This is a genomic window from Amycolatopsis sp. NPDC054798 (genome assembly GCF_053611505.1).
Genome location: NZ_JBSHAM010000143.1, coordinates 1 through 15,640, shown reverse-complemented (window position 1 = coordinate 15,640; position 15,640 = coordinate 1). Strand labels below are relative to the sequence as shown.

General features: G+C 68.4%; 15 protein-coding genes and 1 pseudogene. 10 read left to right on the top strand and 6 right to left on the bottom strand.

The genetic code is table 11. The features are described from left to right. The first annotated feature begins 469 nt into the window (after window positions 1-469). From ACWGIC_RS41980 to ACWGIC_RS41970, 3 genes are all read left to right on the top strand, one after another. Window positions 470-1,999: a trypsin-like peptidase domain-containing protein gene (locus tag ACWGIC_RS41980; RefSeq protein ID WP_452081528.1), complete on the top strand. Its 1,530-nt coding sequence runs from the start codon at window positions 470-472 to the stop codon at window positions 1,997-1,999. 98 nt (window positions 2,000-2,097) lie between these two features. After that, window positions 2,098-2,526 carry a Sec-independent protein translocase protein TatB gene (gene tatB / locus ACWGIC_RS41975; protein WP_452081527.1) on the top strand — a complete coding sequence of 143 codons (429 nt, stop codon included), beginning with the start codon at window positions 2,098-2,100 and terminating at the stop codon, window positions 2,524-2,526. 120 nt (window positions 2,527-2,646) lie between these two features. Further along, window positions 2,647-3,156: a hypothetical protein gene (locus ACWGIC_RS41970; protein ID WP_452081526.1), complete on the top strand. Its 510-nt coding sequence runs from the start codon at window positions 2,647-2,649 to the stop codon at window positions 3,154-3,156. A gap of 60 nt (window positions 3,157-3,216) precedes the next feature. Here the strand turns inward: ACWGIC_RS41970 and ACWGIC_RS41965 are convergent, their stop codons facing one another. The 4 genes and pseudogenes from ACWGIC_RS41965 to ACWGIC_RS41950 form a co-directional block, all read right to left on the bottom strand. Continuing rightward, a complete protein-coding gene (locus ACWGIC_RS41965; protein WP_452081525.1) occupies window positions 3,217-4,362 on the bottom strand; it encodes an Mrp/NBP35 family ATP-binding protein in 1,146 nt (381 codons plus the stop codon). A 25-nt stretch (window positions 4,363-4,387) separates the two neighbouring features. Beyond that, window positions 4,388-4,885, bottom strand: a complete 498-nt coding sequence (locus ACWGIC_RS41960; protein WP_452081524.1) for a DUF1003 domain-containing protein — start codon at window positions 4,883-4,885, stop codon at window positions 4,388-4,390. Further along, a pseudogene (locus tag ACWGIC_RS41955) lies at window positions 4,878-6,181 on the bottom strand (magnesium transporter MgtE N-terminal domain-containing protein). The gene ACWGIC_RS41960 and the pseudogene ACWGIC_RS41955 overlap by 8 nt, the downstream one beginning before the upstream one ends. A 57-nt stretch (window positions 6,182-6,238) precedes the next feature. Next, on the bottom strand, window positions 6,239-7,144 hold the full coding sequence (locus tag ACWGIC_RS41950; RefSeq protein ID WP_452081523.1) for an aminoglycoside phosphotransferase family protein: 906 nt from the start codon (window positions 7,142-7,144) through the stop codon (window positions 6,239-6,241). Between the two features lie 94 nt (window positions 7,145-7,238). On the opposite strand from ACWGIC_RS41950, the gene ACWGIC_RS41945 reads away from it, so the two are divergent. Further along, window positions 7,239-8,123: a slipin family protein gene (locus ACWGIC_RS41945; protein ID WP_452081522.1), complete on the top strand. Its 885-nt coding sequence runs from the start codon at window positions 7,239-7,241 to the stop codon at window positions 8,121-8,123. Here the strand turns inward: ACWGIC_RS41945 and ACWGIC_RS41940 are convergent. Both ACWGIC_RS41940 and ACWGIC_RS41935 read right to left on the bottom strand, forming a co-directional pair. Beyond that, window positions 8,108-8,689, bottom strand: a complete 582-nt coding sequence (locus ACWGIC_RS41940) for a DUF4190 domain-containing protein (RefSeq protein ID WP_452081521.1) — start codon at window positions 8,687-8,689, stop codon at window positions 8,108-8,110. The genes ACWGIC_RS41945 and ACWGIC_RS41940 overlap by 16 nt on opposite strands. A 58-nt stretch (window positions 8,690-8,747) precedes the next feature. Then, a complete protein-coding gene (locus ACWGIC_RS41935) occupies window positions 8,748-9,092 on the bottom strand; it encodes a DUF4190 domain-containing protein (protein ID WP_452081520.1) in 345 nt (114 codons plus the stop codon). 169 nt (window positions 9,093-9,261) lie between these two features. Here ACWGIC_RS41935 and ACWGIC_RS41930 point away from each other — a divergent pair, with 169 nt between their 5' ends. The 6 genes from ACWGIC_RS41930 to ACWGIC_RS41905 all read left to right on the top strand — a co-directional run bounded on the left by ACWGIC_RS41930 (window position 9,262) and on the right by ACWGIC_RS41905 (window position 15,592). Beyond that, window positions 9,262-10,452 carry an acyl-CoA dehydrogenase family protein gene (locus ACWGIC_RS41930; RefSeq protein WP_452081519.1) on the top strand — a complete coding sequence of 397 codons (1,191 nt, stop codon included), beginning with the start codon at window positions 9,262-9,264 and terminating at the stop codon, window positions 10,450-10,452. A 78-nt stretch (window positions 10,453-10,530) separates the two neighbouring features. Further along, the gene (locus ACWGIC_RS41925) at window positions 10,531-11,058 is read left to right on the top strand and encodes a general stress protein (RefSeq protein ID WP_452081529.1); all 528 of its coding nucleotides are present in this window, start codon (window positions 10,531-10,533) and stop codon (window positions 11,056-11,058) included. Between the two features lie 249 nt (window positions 11,059-11,307). Next, window positions 11,308-12,627, top strand: a complete 1,320-nt coding sequence (locus tag ACWGIC_RS41920) for an ABC transporter substrate-binding protein (protein ID WP_452081518.1) — start codon at window positions 11,308-11,310, stop codon at window positions 12,625-12,627. Continuing rightward, window positions 12,624-13,571, top strand: a complete 948-nt coding sequence (locus ACWGIC_RS41915; protein ID WP_452081517.1) for a carbohydrate ABC transporter permease — start codon at window positions 12,624-12,626, stop codon at window positions 13,569-13,571. The genes ACWGIC_RS41920 and ACWGIC_RS41915 overlap by 4 nt, the downstream gene beginning before the upstream one ends. Then, complete coding sequence (locus ACWGIC_RS41910) at window positions 13,571-14,413, top strand: carbohydrate ABC transporter permease (RefSeq protein WP_452081516.1); 843 nt, start codon at window positions 13,571-13,573, stop codon at window positions 14,411-14,413. The genes ACWGIC_RS41915 and ACWGIC_RS41910 overlap by 1 nt, the downstream gene beginning before the upstream one ends. Window positions 14,414-14,416: 3 nt before the next feature. Continuing rightward, the gene (locus ACWGIC_RS41905) at window positions 14,417-15,592 is read left to right on the top strand and encodes an ABC transporter ATP-binding protein (RefSeq protein WP_452081515.1); all 1,176 of its coding nucleotides are present in this window, start codon (window positions 14,417-14,419) and stop codon (window positions 15,590-15,592) included. Window positions 15,593-15,640 lie beyond the last annotated feature (48 nt).

The window sequence follows — 15,640 nt, the reverse complement described above, 5'->3', positions numbered from 1 at the left end:
GTGGGTGCGCGCGGCTTGGGTGAGTGGGCAAGTTGGGTTTGCGGCTGCGGTTGGGCAGGTGGGGCGCGGGGCTTGGGTGCGCTGGCGGGGTTGGGTTCGCGGGTGCGGTTGAGTGGTGGGGCGCGGGGCTTGGGCGGGTGGACGGGGTGGGTTCGCGGCTGCGGTTGAGCAGGTGGGGCGCGGGGCTTAGTGCTGTGGCTGGGTTTGGTTCGCGGGTGCCGGTTGGCGGGCTGTGAAGGGCTCCTTGAGGGAATCTGGGGCTGTGAAGGGGCCCCTCACGGACGTTGGCGGGTCGTGAGGGGAACCCTGGGGGAATCTGGGGCTGTGAGGGTTCCCCTCACGGACATTCGGACCGGAGGGGAAGTGGGGGAGTGCAGGCAACAGGCATTTCACTGCGGTCTGGGCACACTTCTGTCCAGGCTTGGGTATCGTCGACTCCCAGCCTTACTGAACCGCATCCCGGGGAATGATGACCGACCAGCCGAACGCGAATTCTGACCAGTCCGGGGCCGTCGGAACGGACCGGTTGGGTCCTCGGCCGCTTGAGCGGCCCGCGGTCGACCAGCAGCAGGCGGCTGTCTTCGGGCGTCCGCACGGGGTCGAGGGGGCGTTCGACAAGCTGTATACCCCGCCGCCCAATGGGAATGGGCAGAAGCTCAGTCTCGCGCCGCCGACGCCCGAATCTCTCGCGGAGGCGTTCAGCCGTCCTGCGGGGGCTGAGGGGGTGCGGTTGCAGCGGCCGCTCGAAGCCACCGGAGAGAGCGGCGCGGCGGAAGATCCGTTGTGGACCGACACCAGCGATCCGTGGCGCGATCCGGCGGCCGGGGCGGTGCTGGGCGGGCCCGCGGTGGTTCCGGAGGACGACGAGGCCGAGAAACCGAAGTTGCCCAGCGGTGCGCAGCTGAGCTTGCCTGAGGTGCTGTTCGGGCGGCGGGTGCAGCCGAAGGCGCTGGCGATGCTTGGCGTCGTCGCGTTGCTGATCGGGGCGATGGGCGGGCTGGTTGGCTGGTGGGTCGCGGACACCGGATCCTCGCTGACCGGGAGCGCCACGATTTCCGAGTCGGAGGCGGCCAAGGAGCGGCCGCCCGGTTCGCTCGCGGACATCGCGCACCGGGTGTCGCCGGCGGTGGTTTCGCTTGAGGTCGTCAAGCCCGGCGCGGACAGCGGCGAGCAGGGGTCCGGCGTGGTCATCGACCCGCAGGGGTACGTCCTCACGAACGAGCACGTGGTCGCGACGGCGGTCGGCGACACCGCCACGAAGATCACCGCGGTGTTCAACGACGGGACCCGCACCGAGGCCAAGGTCGTCGGCGCGGACCAGAAGACCGACCTGGCCGTGGTGAAGGTCAACGTGACGAACCCGGTCGTCATGCAGATCGGGAAATCGTCCAACCTGCAGGTCGGGGACGCGGTGATCGCGGTCGGTTCGCCGCTGGCGCTGCAGAACTCGATCACCGCGGGCATCGTCAGCGCGCTCGACCGGCCGGTCACCGCGGGCGGCGACAACGGGGCGGCTCCGGTCACCTATTCGGCCATCCAGACCGACGCCGCGATCAACCACGGCAACTCGGGCGGTGCGCTCGTCGATTCGACCGGGGCGCTGGTCGGGATCAACTCCGCCATCCGCTCCTCCAGCTCCGACGGCGGCAGCATCGGCATCGGGTTCGCCATCCCCAGCGACTACGCCATCAAGATCGCCAAGGCGCTGATCAAGGACGGCAAGGTCAAGCACGCCGACATCGGGATCAACGCGGCCTCGACGGTCGCCGGTTCGTCGACGATGGGTGCGCAGGTGCGCAACGTCGCTCCGGGCGGTCCGGCCGCGGCCGCGGGGATCAAGGAGGGCGACGTGATCACCAAGATCGGCGACCACGTCGTGCGCGACTCCGCCGAGCTGACCGTCGCGGTGCGCAGCCACGATCCCGGCCAGGTCGTTCCGGTGCAGCTGGCCCGCGACGGCGCGCTGCTGGTGGTGGACGTCACGCTCGGGTCGGACTGACATCCGTTCTTAAGCTGCCGTGCGACGTTCGGGCCTGCCGGGACGCGGAACGGCCCGGGTAGTCTTGGGCAGGGCAGCACCGAGCGGAGGTTTCACGGGTGTTCGACAGTGTCGGCTGGGGCGAGATCCTCGTGATCATCATCGCGGGGCTTTTCATCCTCGGACCCGAACGGCTGCCCGAGGCGGCGGCCTGGATGGCGCGGAGCGTCCGCAAGGCCCGCGACTTCGCGACCGGTGCGCGCGAGCAGCTGCGCGAGGAAATGGGTCCCGAGTTCGACCAGCTCCGCAAACCGCTCGAAGACCTCCGCGGCCTGCGCAATCTCGACCCGAAGCGCGTCGTGACGCAGCATTTGTTCGACGGGGATTCGGACCCGCTTGGCTTGAACGGGTTCAAGAACGACCTCAACGGCTCGAACGGGTCCAACGGATCCAGCGGGGTACCGACGATCAAACCGCAGACCGCGGTGCCGCAGCCGGAGCCGCTGAAGCCGGGCGAGCGTCCGCCGGTGGACCCGGACGCCACCTGATCCTCGTGAGCGGCAATCCCGGTGAGAACCGCGATCGCCACTCACGACCGCGCGCGCGACCCGCTGATCAGGCTGGGTAGCCTCAGGGCATCAGCTCAACCGACCCTGGAGGTTCCCGATATGTCACGCCGTGCGGCTGCGCTGGCCGGAACGATCGCTGCGGCCGCTCTCGCCGTCGCCGGGTGCAGCTCCGGCGACGAGCCCAGCACCAAAGCGCCCGCTACCTACACTTCGGTGCCCGCCCCCGCGATGCCGTCCGGGTCGGTGGCCCCGTCGAGTGCCGCGTCGAGCGCGCCCGGGAACGGCAGCGCCACCGGAGAGCAGCCGAACGTCAAGCGCGGCGCGCAGACCGGTGAAGCAGGCGTGGACGTGCTGGTCACCGTCGCCTACCAGGGCGGGAAGGTCACGCCGCCGGCCGGTGTCGTCGACGTCAAGGTCGGCAACAAGGTGAAGATCAAGGTGACGTCCGACCAGTCGCAGAACATCGACGTCGAGGGCCTGCCCGACAAATCGGCCGACGTGTCCGCGAAGAAGCCCGAGGACATCGACTGGACGGTGACGAAGCCGGGCGACACCAAGGTGACGCTCCGCGAGTCCAACACCCTCCTGGTGACCGTGCACGCCTCCTAAGAAGCACAAAAAAGAGGCGTGCACCCGCGAAGGTGCACGCCTCTTTTCGTTTAACCAGGTTCAGCGGCCGGCGGGGCTGACGTTCAGCATCATCCCGGCCAGCCCGCGCGCCCGGACCGACAGCTGCTTCGCCGCGTCCTTCAGCACCAGCGACGCCGGAGCGTCCGGTTCGGCCAGCACGATCGGCGTGCCCTCGTCGCCCTGTTCGCGCAGGCGCGGGTCCAGCGGGACCTGGCCCAGCAGCGGCACCGTGGAACCGACCGACTTCGACAGCGAATCCGCCACCGTCTGGCCGCCGCCCGCGCCGAAGACCTCGATCCGCTCGCCGGCCGGGGTTTCCAGCCACGACATGTTCTCGATGACGCCCGCCACGCGCTGCCGCGTCTGCATCGCGATCGCGCCCGCGCGCTCGGCCACCTCGGCGGCGGCCTGCTGCGGCGTGGTCACCACGAGGATTTCCGCGTTCGGGATCAGCTGCGCCACCGAAATCGCGATGTCGCCGGTGCCCGGCGGCAGGTCCAGCAGCAGGATGTCCAGGTCACCCCAGAACACGTCGGCCAGGAACTGCTGCAGCGCGCGGTGCAGCATCGGGCCGCGCCACACCACCGGGGTGTTGCCCGGGGTGAACATGCCGATCGAGATCACCTTCACGCCGTGCGCCTGCGGCGGCATGATCATGGTGTCGACCTTGGTCGGCTTCTCGCGCGCGCCCAGCATGCGCGGCACCGAGTGGCCGTAGATGTCCGCGTCCACCACGCCGACCGACAGCCCGCGCTCGGCCATCGCCACGGCCAGGTTCACCGTCACCGACGATTTGCCGACGCCGCCCTTGCCGGACGCGACGCAGTACACCCGCGTCATCGAACCCGGCTGGGCGAACGGGATCACCGGCTCCGCCGCGTCGCCGCGCAGCGATTTGCGCAGCTCGGTGCGCTGCTCGTCGCTCATCACGTCGAGCTCGACCCGGACGTCGGCGACGCCGGGGAGCTTCGAGACGGCCTTCTTCGTGTCCGCGGTCAGCGTCGCCTTCAGCGGACAGCCCGCGACCGTGAGGTAAATCCCGACGTCGACCACCCCGTCGTCGCCGACCGCCACGTCTTTGACCATGCCGAGGTCGGTGATCGGCTTTTTGATTTCCGGGTCGTACACGTCCTTCAGCGCGGTGCGGACGTCGTCGACGCTGGGGAGCTGCTGTGTACCAGTCACGCTTCCATCGTACGTACCGCCCGCGTCAGGCTTGCTTCGCCTTGCGCGGCTTGGAGTCCACGTCGAGATCATCGCGCAGCCGGTCGAGCTCGCTGCGCAGGTAGTCGCGGGTCGCGACCTCGCCGACCGCCAGCCGCAGCGCCGCCAGTTCGCGGGCGAGGTACTCGGTGTCGGCCTTGGTTTGCGCGGCTCGTGCCCGGTCTTCGTCCAATGACACGCGGTCCCGGTCGTCCTGGCGGTTCTGCGCGAGCAGGATCAGCGGCGCGGCGTACGCGGCCTGCGTCGAAAACGCCAGGTTGAGCAGGATGAACGGGTAGGGATCCCAGCGCAGCGACACCGCGGTCAGGTTCAGCGTGATCCAGACGACCACGATGAGCGTCTGCCAGAACAGGTATTTGCCGGTGCCGAGATACCGCGCGATCCGCTCGGTGAACCGGCCGAAGGTGTCCGGGTCGATGTTCAGCCGCAGACGAGCCTGGCTGCGCGGCTGGTCGAGCCTGCGGCCGGTCCTGAGTTCAGCCACGTTCGGCCTCCTGGAGATCGGCACCGTCCGCGACGTCGTGCAGGCCGGTTTCACGCCAGTCGTCGGGCAGCAGATGGTCGAGCACGTCGTCGACGGTGACGGCGCCGAGCAGATGGTCTTCGGTGTCGACAACCGGGCCGCACGCCAGGTTGTACGCCGCGAAGTACCGGCTGACCTCGGAGAGCGTTGCCTCCGGGCGCAGCGCGGTGAGATCGGTGTCCACCGCGCTGGCCACCAGTTCGGCGGGTGGTTCGCGCAGCAGCCGCTGGAAGTGCACGACGCCGACGAACCGTCCGGTCGGCGTTTCGGTCGGCGGACGGCAGACGAACACCATGCTGGCGAGCGCGGCGGGGAGGTCGGCGTTGCGGATGTGCGCCAGCGCCTCGGCGATCGTCGCGTCCGGCGTGAGCACCACCGGTTCCGGCGTCATCAACCCGCCCGCGGTGTCCGCCGAATACGCCAGGAGCCGCTTGACCGGGGCGGATTCCTCCGGCTCCATCAGTTCCAGCAGCCTGCTCTGCTCGTCCGGGGCGAGTTCGGCGAGCAGGTCGGCCGCGTCGTCCGGGTTCATCGCCTCGAGGATGTCCGCGGCGCGCTCCTCGGCGAGATAGGACAGCAGAGTTCCTTCTGGTCGTCCTCGGGCAGCTCTTCGAGGACGTCCGCGAGCCGTTCGTCGTCCATCGCGTCGGCGACCTCATGCCTGCGCTTCATCGGCAGGTCGCGCACTGTCGCGGCGACGTCGACGGCGCGCATCGTGTCGAACAGCATCAGCAGCTGGCCAGCGCCTTGCGACTGCCCGGTCAGATCGGTGAGCCCGAGCCCGGCCACCTCGCTCCACGGCAGGACCTGCATCGCGGTGCGCCGCCTGCCCAGCGCCAGCCGGGTCGACCGTTCGCGGACGGCGAGTTTCGCCAGGACCCAGTCCCGCGTGCGGGTCGGTTCCATCGCCGCGTCGACCACGGTCACCCGGGTTTCGGTGCCGGTGAGCGTCGCGTGCGCGTCGAGGAGCTGCCCGCACACCAGCACCTCGTTGGGCCGTTGATGGAAATGCCGCATGTTGACCGAACCCGTGGCGAGCGTCACGGCGTTCGGTTCGATCGAGGTGACCCGCAGCATCGGCACGAACACCCGCCGCCGGGTCGCCAGCTCCACGACCATGCCGAGGATGCGCGGCGGCTGCTGGTCCAGCCGCAGCCCGGCGACCACGTCGCGGACCTTGCCGATCGATTCCCCGTCGGGCCCGAACACCGGCAGACCCGCGAGCTGTGCCGCGTAAACCCGGTTTGTGCCTGCCATAGCGCCGACACTATCGGCTGATGCGCGAGCGCGCTCGGACCGCGACTCGGCGAATTCTCAGCCGGCGAGCGCCCACCGGGTGAGCGCGGGCAGCGCGTCGGCGGACGGACCGTCGTCGTCCTCGGGCAATCCGCCGAAATCGAGCAGATCCTGGGCGTGCCACAGCCGGTTCTGCACCGCCCGGACGAGTGTCCACGCCTTGGCGCGGCCGCGGTCCAGTCCGCTCGCGGCGAGCTTCGAGTCCAGTGTGGATTCGCTGAACCGGTTCCACAGCAACGAAAGCGCGCCGTACTCGAGGTCTCCGGCGAGCGGTTTCGGGTCGATCACCAGCCACGGCTCGCGGAGGCCGGACAGCACGTTCTCGTAGTGCAAGTCCTCGTTCACCAGTGCGTTGCCCGCCTCCGGGCCGAGGTCGCGGCACACCTCCAGCGCCGCGTCCAGCTCCCGGCGGGGGAGCGGTTCGCCCAGTTCCCGCCACGATTTGGGCAATTCCTCAAGCAGTTCCTCCGCGACGCCGGACAGCGTGCGGGTCAGCTCGGCCGGCGCGGGCACCGCGAGCCGGCGGGCGAGTCCGCTCATGATCTCGACGGCCGGCAGCAGCGGTTCGTCCTCCAGTGTCCGGCTGTCGTCGAGGCGTTCCAGCAGCATCGCGCCGTCCTCGGGCGCGGACTCGTGCAGCAGCACCGATCCTCGACCGGCCCATGTGGACAGTGCGAGCGGTTCGTCGCGAGATTCTTCTTCCACCCAGCCGAGTTTGAGCACGACCCGAGAGCCGTCCGCGCGCCGGGCGGGCTGGACGACGCCGACGTAACCATGCCGGGCGGTGTCCTCGAACTCCAGCTTCCACTTCTCGGCGTACCGCTGCGCGAGCGCGGGCAGCGACGCCAGCCACGGGACGGCTTCGGGACCCAGCACCTTGGGAGCGCGTTCGGCGAAGGCGGGCGGGATCTGCAAAACGGTCACAACGCCCATTCTGGCCGGTCACGCAAACCGTTTCCGGGGGTTTCGCGCGCGCGTACAGTGGGTGAACGAGGGTTTGGCGAACCCAGGAGCTGCCATGATCATCGAGATTGTCAGCGCAGTAGTCGTCGCGGGCGGGGTTTGGCTCGCCTCCGCGGTCCGAGTGGTGAAACAGTACGAACGCGGGCTGGTGTTCCGCTTCGGCCGGGTGCGGCCGCAGGTCCGCGACCCCGGGCTCGCGCTGCTGTTGCCGGTCGCCGACCGCATGCAGAAGGTGAACATGCAGGTCGTGACGCTGCCGGTGCCCGCACAGGACGGCATCACCCGGGACAACGTCACGGTCCGGGTGGACGCGGTCGTGTACTTCAAGGTGGTCGATCCGGTGCTGGCCGCGGTCCACGTGCAGGACTACCGGTCGGCGATCGGCCAGGTCGCGCAGACGTCGCTGCGGTCCATCATCGGCAAGAGCGACCTGGACGAGCTGCTGGCGAACCGCGAACGGCTCAACGAGGGCCTCGAGCTGATGATCGACAGCCCGGCGCTGGGCTGGGGCATCCACATCGACCGGGTGGAGATCAAGGACGTCGCGCTGCCGGAGTCGATGAAACGCTCGATGTCGCGCCAGGCCGAGGCCGAACGCGAACGCCGTGCCCGGGTGATCTCCGCGGACGGCGAACTGCAGGCGTCGCACAAGCTTGCCCAGGCCGCCGCGACGATGGCGGACACCCCGGCGGCGCTGCAGTTGCGGCTGCTGGAGACGGTGGTCCAGGTGTCGGCGGAGAAGAACTCGACGCTGGTGCTGCCGTTCCCGGTGGAGTTGCTGCGGTTCCTGGACGCGCGGACCGACCCCGTGGCCCCGGCTGCGAAACCGGCGAAACCGCCGGAGCCGCGGGCGCCGGCGGAGTCGTCTCCGGAAGAGACCGGCAACGGGCAGGCCGTCTCGTCCGAAGCGAGCGACGTGCCGGATCAGCGGTCGAGGTAGCCGTTCAGGCCGAGGATCAGCAGCGTCACGAAGAAGCCGACCCACAACGCGACCGCGACGTAGCCGATCACGACGGCCGCCAGCGCCATGGTGCGCCCGCCCGCTTCGTTGCGGTTGGCCTTGGCCAACGCGACGTGCCCCATCGCGATGCCAGGGATCCCGAGTACGCAGGTCACCATGCCGAGGATCGAACACACCAGCGCGCCGGTCGCGAGCCCGCTGTCGCTGGTGTTCGGGTACGGCTGGTAGGCCGCGCCGTAGGGCGGCGGAGCCGGGAAGCCCTGGTACGCGGGCGGCGGCGCGAACGGATCCGGTTGCGCCGCAACGGGATACGGCGGCGCGGCGGGAGCCGGTGGCTCGCCGGGCAGCTGCGCGACCGGGCCGGGATCGGGCGCGGTCCACCCCGGCGGCGGGACCGGCGAGTCAGCCTCCGAAGTGGACGAGACGGCGTCCGCCGGTGCCTCGTACGGTGCGGGCTCGGCGGTGGCCGGTGCCTCGTACGGAGCGGGGTCCGCGGTCGGCGGCGGGTCGTACGGCGCCGGATCGCGGTCGGACGGAGTGGTCATCAGGGCTCCCTCGGGGTGCCGGGTTCGAAGGACGACGCTACCGGGAATCGCGGCGGCATCAGCCGAAAACGCCGGACTGGGCCAGCGCGTGCCAGATCAGCGGAAGCAGGATGGCCCAGACGATCAGCGCCGCGTACCCGATCACGAACCCGGCGAGCGCCAGCGCGCCACCGGTGCCGCGGCCGCGGCGGGCACGGTAGAACGCGATGTGCCCCATCACGATCCCCGCGACGGCCAGCGGCGCGCACACCACGAACCCGGCGATCGAGCAGATCAGCGACCCGATCGCGAGTCCCGCTCCGGGCAGCGGGCCCCGCGGCGGATAGGGCTGGTGCTCGTACGACGGGTGCTCGTAGCCGTCATCGGGACGTCGGCCAGCAGGCTCGTCGCTGCCCTCGCTCATCGGGATCCTTCTCGGGGTTTCGGGTGGATCAGCACCTTATCCGCACCTTAACGGGGGAAACCGGGGCCCGGCGTGAGCACCCTCATAGCCGCTCGGGCGCGAACCAGTCATACTCCCCGGTAACCCCAGCGCCGGGAGCCGGCGTCGCCCGCAGTGAGGAGCTGAGCCCATGGCCCGTCTCGCCCGGACCGCCGGCCTGACCGATGTGCAGCAGGAGATTCTGTCCACGGTGCGCTCGTTCGTGGACAAGGAGATCATTCCGCACGCGCAGGCGCTGGAGCACGCGGACGAGTACCCGGCCGACATCGTCGAGGGCATGAAGGAGATGGGCCTGTTCGGGCTCACCATCCCCGAGGAGTACGGCGGCCTCGGCGAATCGCTGCTGACCTATGCCCTGGTGGTCGAGGAGATCGCGCGCGGCTGGATGAGCGTGTCCGGCGTGATCAACACGCACTTCATCGTCGCGCACATGATCAAGCAGCACGGCACGCCCGAGCAGAAGCAGCACTTCCTGCCCCGGATGGCGACCGGTGAGGTCCGCGGTTCGTTCTCGATGTCGGAGCCGGATCTGGGTTCGGACGTCGCGGCGATCAAGACCCGCGCGAAGCGCGAGGGCGACGACTACGTCATCGACGGCGCGAAGATGTGGCTGACCAACGGCGGCTCCTCGAACCTGATCGCGCTGTTGGTGAAGACGGACGAGGGCGCGGAGAAGGCCCACCAGAACCTGACGACGTTCCTGGTGGAGAAGCCGTCCGGGTTCGGCGAGGTGCTTCCGGGGCTCACCATTCCCGGCAAGATCGACAAAATGGGCTACAAGGGCGTCGACACCACCGAAGCGGTGTTCGACGGCTTCAAGATCGGCGCGGACAAGGTGCTCGGGGAAGCGCCGGGCAAGGGCTTCTCGTACATGATGGACGGCGTCGAGGTCGGCCGCGTGAACGTCGCCGCCCGCGCCTGCGGGATCGCGATCCGCGCGTTCGAACTGGCCGTCGCCTACGCCCAGCAGCGCTCGACCTTCGGCAAGCAGATCGCCCAGCACCAGGCGATCGCGTTCAAGCTGGCCGAGATGGCGACCAAGGTCGAGGCCGCGCATTTGATGATGGTCAACGCCGCCCGGTTGAAGGATTCCGGCGCGCGCAACGACGTCGAGGCCGGGATGGCGAAGCTGATCGCCAGCGAGTACTGCGCCGAAGTCACCCAGGAAGCGTTCCGGATCCACGGCGGCTACGGCTACTCCAAGGAATACGAGATCGAACGCTTGATGCGCGAAGCCCCGTTCCTGCTCATCGGCGAGGGCACCAGCGAAATCCAGAAAACCATCATCAGCCGCGGCCTGCTGCGGGACTACAAAGCCTGACCCGCTGCTCGCCGGAGTTCGCGCGCTCCGCCGGTTCTTGACAAGATGGAACCCTCGGATCGGACGAGTGCGCAGGTGATGATGGTGAGCAGTCCCTTTGGTGGCGGTCAGGGCCCGGCCGGGCTGCCGCGGCTCCCGACTCCGCCCACCGGCTGGCCGATCGGGTCGTACTCGACCTACGGCGAGGCGCAGCAGGCGGTGGATTTCCTGGCCGAAAGCGAGTTCGCGGTCACCGACGTCACGATCGTCGGCGTCGACCTGATGCTGGTGGAACGCGTTATCGGACGGCTGTCGTGGGGCCGGGTGCTCGCCGCGGGCGCGATGTCCGGCGCGTGGTTCGGCCTGTTCGCCGGGCTGCTGCTGGGGATGTTCGTCAACCAGGGCGGATTCACCCTGCAGCTGCTGTCCGGGCTGGTGCTCGGCGTGCTGTCCGGGCTGGCGTTCTCGGCGATCGGCTACCGCACGTCGCGCGGCCGCCGCGATTTCTCGTCGGCGAGCCAGCTCGTCGCGGGCCGGTACGACGTGCTGTGCCAGCCGCGCAGCGCGGAACAGGGCCGCGAGCTGCTCGCCAAGCTTGCGCTGCGTCCTCCGCCTGCCACCGCATAAGTACCCGCGGGACTTTTTCACCCGTCTTTCCGATGGTTCGCGCGCACCTGGCTGAATCGTTACCGACCCTGCTTGCGGCCGGTGATCGCCGGGCATAGGTTGTCCGACACCGGTTGGCCGGTCGTGTCCTCCAGCGCGGCCTGCCGGCAACTGGCACGTCGGGGTGCTGGCTCGGGTCCGCCTCGTCGCGGCGTGCTGTCTGGGGGCGGTGCCGGAGGGTGCCGTGTGCACATGGGCGAGGAGGCTTGAATGGGGAAGAAACGGCCCAGCGGAAAGAAACGAGGACCTACGCGCGCGGCGGCGCTGCTCGCCGCCGGCGTGGTCGGCACCGGCCTGATAGCGGGCTGCGGAACGGCTTCCGGGACGACGATCAACGTCTACTACTCCCCGGAGGACCATTTCCAGACGGTCGTCGACAACTGCAACAAGACCGCCGCCGGGCGGTACCGGATCGTCTACAACAAGCTGCAGCGCGGTTCGGACGACCAGCGGATCCAGATGGCGCGCCGGCTCGCCGCGGGCGACACGTCGATGGACGTGCTCGGCCTCGACGTCACCTGGGTCTCGGAGTTCGCCGAGGCGGGCTGGGTCGACGAGTGGACCGGCCAGAACAAGGCGGCCGCGTCCGAGGGCGTGCTGAAGGGGCCGCTGGAAACCGCGACGTATCAAGGAAAGCTGTACGCCGCGCCGAAGAACACCAACGTGCAGCTGCTCTGGTACGACGACCGCCTCACGCCGACCCCGCCGAAGACGTGGGACGAGATGACGCAGATGTCGCAGCGGCTCAAGAGCGAGCACAAACCGCATTCCATCGTGTTCACCGGCGCGCAGTACGAGGGCCTGGTGGTCATCTACAACACGCTGGTCGAATCGCTCGGCGGGCACATCCTGTCCGACGACGGGAAATCCGTGGTGATGGACGAGGGCGCGGTGCAGGCGCTCGAGCTGCTCAAGAAGGTCACGTCCTCGGGGATCACCGACCCGTCGCTGACGAACCAGAAGGAGGACGACGTCCGGCGGGCGTTCCAGCGCGGGGACGCCGCGTTCGAGCTGAACTGGCCGTTCGTGTACGCCTCGTACGCCGAGGAAAAGCCGAAGGACCTGTCGCACTTCAAGTGGGCGGTGTACCCGCAGGCGAAGCCGGGCATTCCGTCGCGGAGCACGATCGGCGGGTTCGATCTGGCGGTGAGCTCCTACTCACAGCACAAGCCGGAAGCCTACGAAGCGGCGTTGTGCCTGCGCAGCAAGGAAAACCAAAAGGTCTCCGCGATCAACGACGGGGTGCCGCCGACGATCGAATCGGTGTACCACGACGACACGCCACTGGATCCTTCGAAGCCCGCGTCGGCGGACAACCCGAACATGGCCGAGAAGTACCCGATGCGCGATTCCATCCTGTCGGCGCTGAAAAATGCCGCGGTACGGCCGCTCACCCCGGTGTATCAGAACCTGTCCACGGTGATGTCGAAAATCCTTTCCCCGCCGGCGGCGATCGATCCGCAGGCGACCGCGCAGAAACTGCGGGAACAGCTCGATAACGCGCTCCAGTCGAAGGGAGTGATCCCGTGACCGTCCAGGATCCCGCCGCGACCACCCACGAAGCGGCGCACCGCAAGGGAAAGCCCGCGCTTTCCGAGGGTAAGAAGGCGGAACGGCGGCTCGGGCTGTGGCTGTGCGCGCCCGCGTTCCTCGTGATGATCGCGGTGACCGCGTACCCGATCATCTATTCGGTCTGGCTTTCGCTGCAGCGCTACGACCTGCGGTTCCCGGCGAAGCACGAGTTCATCGGTTTCGACAACTACGCCGCGGTGCTCACGAATTCCTACTGGTGGACCGCGTTCGGCACCACGATGTTCCTGACCGTGGTGTCGGTGGCGATCGAATTCGTGCTCGGCATGGGCCTCGCGCTGATCATGCACCGGACGCTCGTCGGCCGCGGACTGGTGCGCACTGTCGCGCTGATCCCGTACGGCATCGTCACCGTGGTGGCCGCGTTCTCCTGGTACTTCGCCTGGACGCCCAAAACCGGGTACCTGGCGAACGCGCTGGGCGAGGGCGTCGCGCCGCTGACCGACCAGTGGCCGTCGCTGTTCATCATCATTCTCGCCGAGGTGTGGAAGACGACGCCGTTCATGGCGCTGCTGCTGATGGCCGGGCTGGCGCTGGTGCCGGACGACCTGCTGAAGGCCGCGGCGATGGACGGTGCGACCGCGTGGCAGCGGTTCACCAAGGTGATGCTGCCGGTGATGAAACCGGCGATTCTCGTCGCGCTGCTGTTCCGCACGCTCGACGCGTTCCGCATTTTCGACAACATTTATGTGCTGACCGGCGGCGCGCAGGACACCGGATCGGTGTCCATGCAGACCTACGACAACCTGGTCAAGGGGCTCAACCTCGGGATCGGCTCCACGATGGCGGTGCTGATCTTCATCACGGTGGCGATCATCGCGTTCCTCTTCATCAAGGTGTTCGGCACCGCCGCGCCCGGCACGGACGACGGGGGGAAGCGCTGATGGCTATCGGAGGTGCGGTCACCACTGGCCGCAAGGTGGGCTGGGGCCTGCTGGACATCCTGGTGCTGGTGTTCGCGATCGTCCCGGTGCTGTGGGTGCTTTCGCTGTCGTTCAAGACGAAAGCGACGCTCACCGACGGCAATTTCATCCCGACGGAATGGACGCTCAAGAACTACGCGGACATCTTCCAGACCACGGAGTTCCTGCACGCGCTGGTCAACTCGATCGGCATCGCGGTGATCTCCACGGTCATCGCGGTGGTGCTGGGCACGATGGCGGCCTACGCGATCGCCCGGCTGGATTTCCCCGGAAAGCAGCTGCTGGTCGGGCTTTCCCTGCTGATCGCGATGTTTCCGCAGGTATCGCTGGTCACCCCGCTGTTCAACATCGAACGCGGGCTCGGCCTTTTCGACACCTGGCCGGGGCTGATCCTGCCCTACATCACGTTCGCGCTGCCGCTGTCGATCTACACGCTGTCCGCGTTCTTCCGGGAAATCCCGTGGGAGCTGGAAAAGGCGGCGAAAATGGACGGCGCGACGCCGGCCCAGGCGTTCCGGAAGGTGATCGCGCCGCTGGCCGCGCCGGGTGTGTTCACCACCGCGATCCTGGTGTTCATCCTCTGCTGGAACGACTTCCTGTTCGCTATCTCGCTGACGTCCACCGAGGCGTCGCGCACGGTGCCCGCGGCGTTGTCGTTCTTTACCGGGTCCTCGCAGTTCGAGGACCCGACCGGCCAGGTGTGCGCGGCCGCGGTCGTGATCACGGTGCCGATCATCCTGTTCGTGTTGTTCTTCCAGCGTCGCATCGTGGCGGGGCTGACGTCCGGTGCGGTGAAGGGCTGACCCATGGCTGAAATCGTTCTCGACAAGGTTTCCAAGCGCTATCCCGACGGCGCGCTCGCGGTGTCCGAAGTGGACATCACGATCGCCGACGGCGAGTTCATCATCCTGGTCGGTCCGTCCGGCTGCGGGAAGTCGACCACGCTCAACATGGTCGCCGGGCTGGAGGACATCTCCTCGGGCGAACTGCGCATCGACGGCAAGCGGGTCAACGAGAAGGCTCCGAAGGACCGGGACATCGCGATGGTGTTCCAGTCGTACGCGCTGTACCCGCACATGAGCGTGCGGGAGAACATGGCGTTCCCGCTGCGGCTGGCCAAAGTGGACGACAAGATCGTCCGGTCCAAAGTGGAGGAAGCGGCGCAGATCCTCGACCTGACCCAGCATCTGGACCGCAAACCGGCGAATCTGTCCGGCGGGCAGCGGCAGCGGGTGGCGATGGGCCGCGCGATCGTCCGCAACCCCAAGGCGTTCCTGATGGACGAGCCGCTGTCCAACTTGGACGCCAAACTGCGCGGGCAGATGCGCACGTCGGTGTCGAAGATCCAGAAGCAGCTCGGCACGACCACGCTGTACGTCACGCACGACCAGACCGAGGCGATGACCCTCGGCGACCGCGTCGTGGTGCTGCGGGCCGGTTACGTGCAGCAGATCGGTTCGCCGCAGTTCCTTTACGACAACCCGGCGAACCTGTTCGTGGCCGGGTTCATCGGCTCGCCGTCGATGAACTTCGTCCCCGCGACGCTGGAAAACGGCGAACTGCACAGCTCGTTTGGCACGACCCCGCTGACCGACCGGGTCCGCCGGATGGCCGAAGCGGCGAACGCCCCACGCGAGGTGATCATGGGCATCCGCCCGGAACACTTCGAGGACGCCGCGCTGGTCGAATCGGGCCGGGAGGGCGCGGCCTTCACCGCGCACGTGGACGTGCTGGAGTCGATGGGCTCGGAGAAGTTCGCGCACTTCACCGTTGACGGTGAAGCCGCGACCTCGGCCGAACTGGCGGAACTGGCCGCGGACAGCGGTTCGGCCGACGTCCCCGGCGCGGAATCGCTGATCGTGGCCCGGCTGTCGGCCGAATCGGCCGCCGCGGAGAACCAGGACCTGCAAATCTGGTTCGACGCGGACAAGGTGAAACTCTTCGACCCCTCCGACGGCCGAAACCTCACCTACTCCGACTGAGCTGGTGGTCCGTGAAGGGCTCCTTGAGGGAATCTGATTCCCTCAAGG

Bases quoted from the DNA above. Each gene is read 5' to 3' on its own strand.
- ACWGIC_RS41940 (WP_452081521.1), bottom strand. From the start codon at position 8,689: ATGACCACTCCGTCCGACCGCGATCCGGCGCCGTACGACCCGCCGCCG.
- ACWGIC_RS41925 (WP_452081529.1), top strand. From the start codon at position 10,531: ATGATGGTGAGCAGTCCCTTTGGTGGCGGTCAGGGCCCGGCCGGGCTG.
- ACWGIC_RS41920 (WP_452081518.1), top strand. From the start codon at position 11,308: ATGGGGAAGAAACGGCCCAGCGGAAAGAAACGAGGACCTACGCGCGCG.
- ACWGIC_RS41970 (WP_452081526.1), top strand. From the start codon at position 2,647: ATGTCACGCCGTGCGGCTGCGCTGGCCGGAACGATCGCTGCGGCCGCT.
- ACWGIC_RS41930 (WP_452081519.1), top strand. From the start codon at position 9,262: ATGGCCCGTCTCGCCCGGACCGCCGGCCTGACCGATGTGCAGCAGGAG.
- ACWGIC_RS41935 (WP_452081520.1), bottom strand. From the start codon at position 9,092: ATGAGCGAGGGCAGCGACGAGCCTGCTGGCCGACGTCCCGATGACGGC.
- ACWGIC_RS41910 (WP_452081516.1), top strand. From the start codon at position 13,571: ATGGCTATCGGAGGTGCGGTCACCACTGGCCGCAAGGTGGGCTGGGGC.
- ACWGIC_RS41945 (WP_452081522.1), top strand. From the start codon at position 7,239: ATGATCATCGAGATTGTCAGCGCAGTAGTCGTCGCGGGCGGGGTTTGG.
- ACWGIC_RS41980 (WP_452081528.1), top strand. From the start codon at position 470: ATGACCGACCAGCCGAACGCGAATTCTGACCAGTCCGGGGCCGTCGGA.
- ACWGIC_RS41905 (WP_452081515.1), top strand. From the start codon at position 14,417: ATGGCTGAAATCGTTCTCGACAAGGTTTCCAAGCGCTATCCCGACGGC.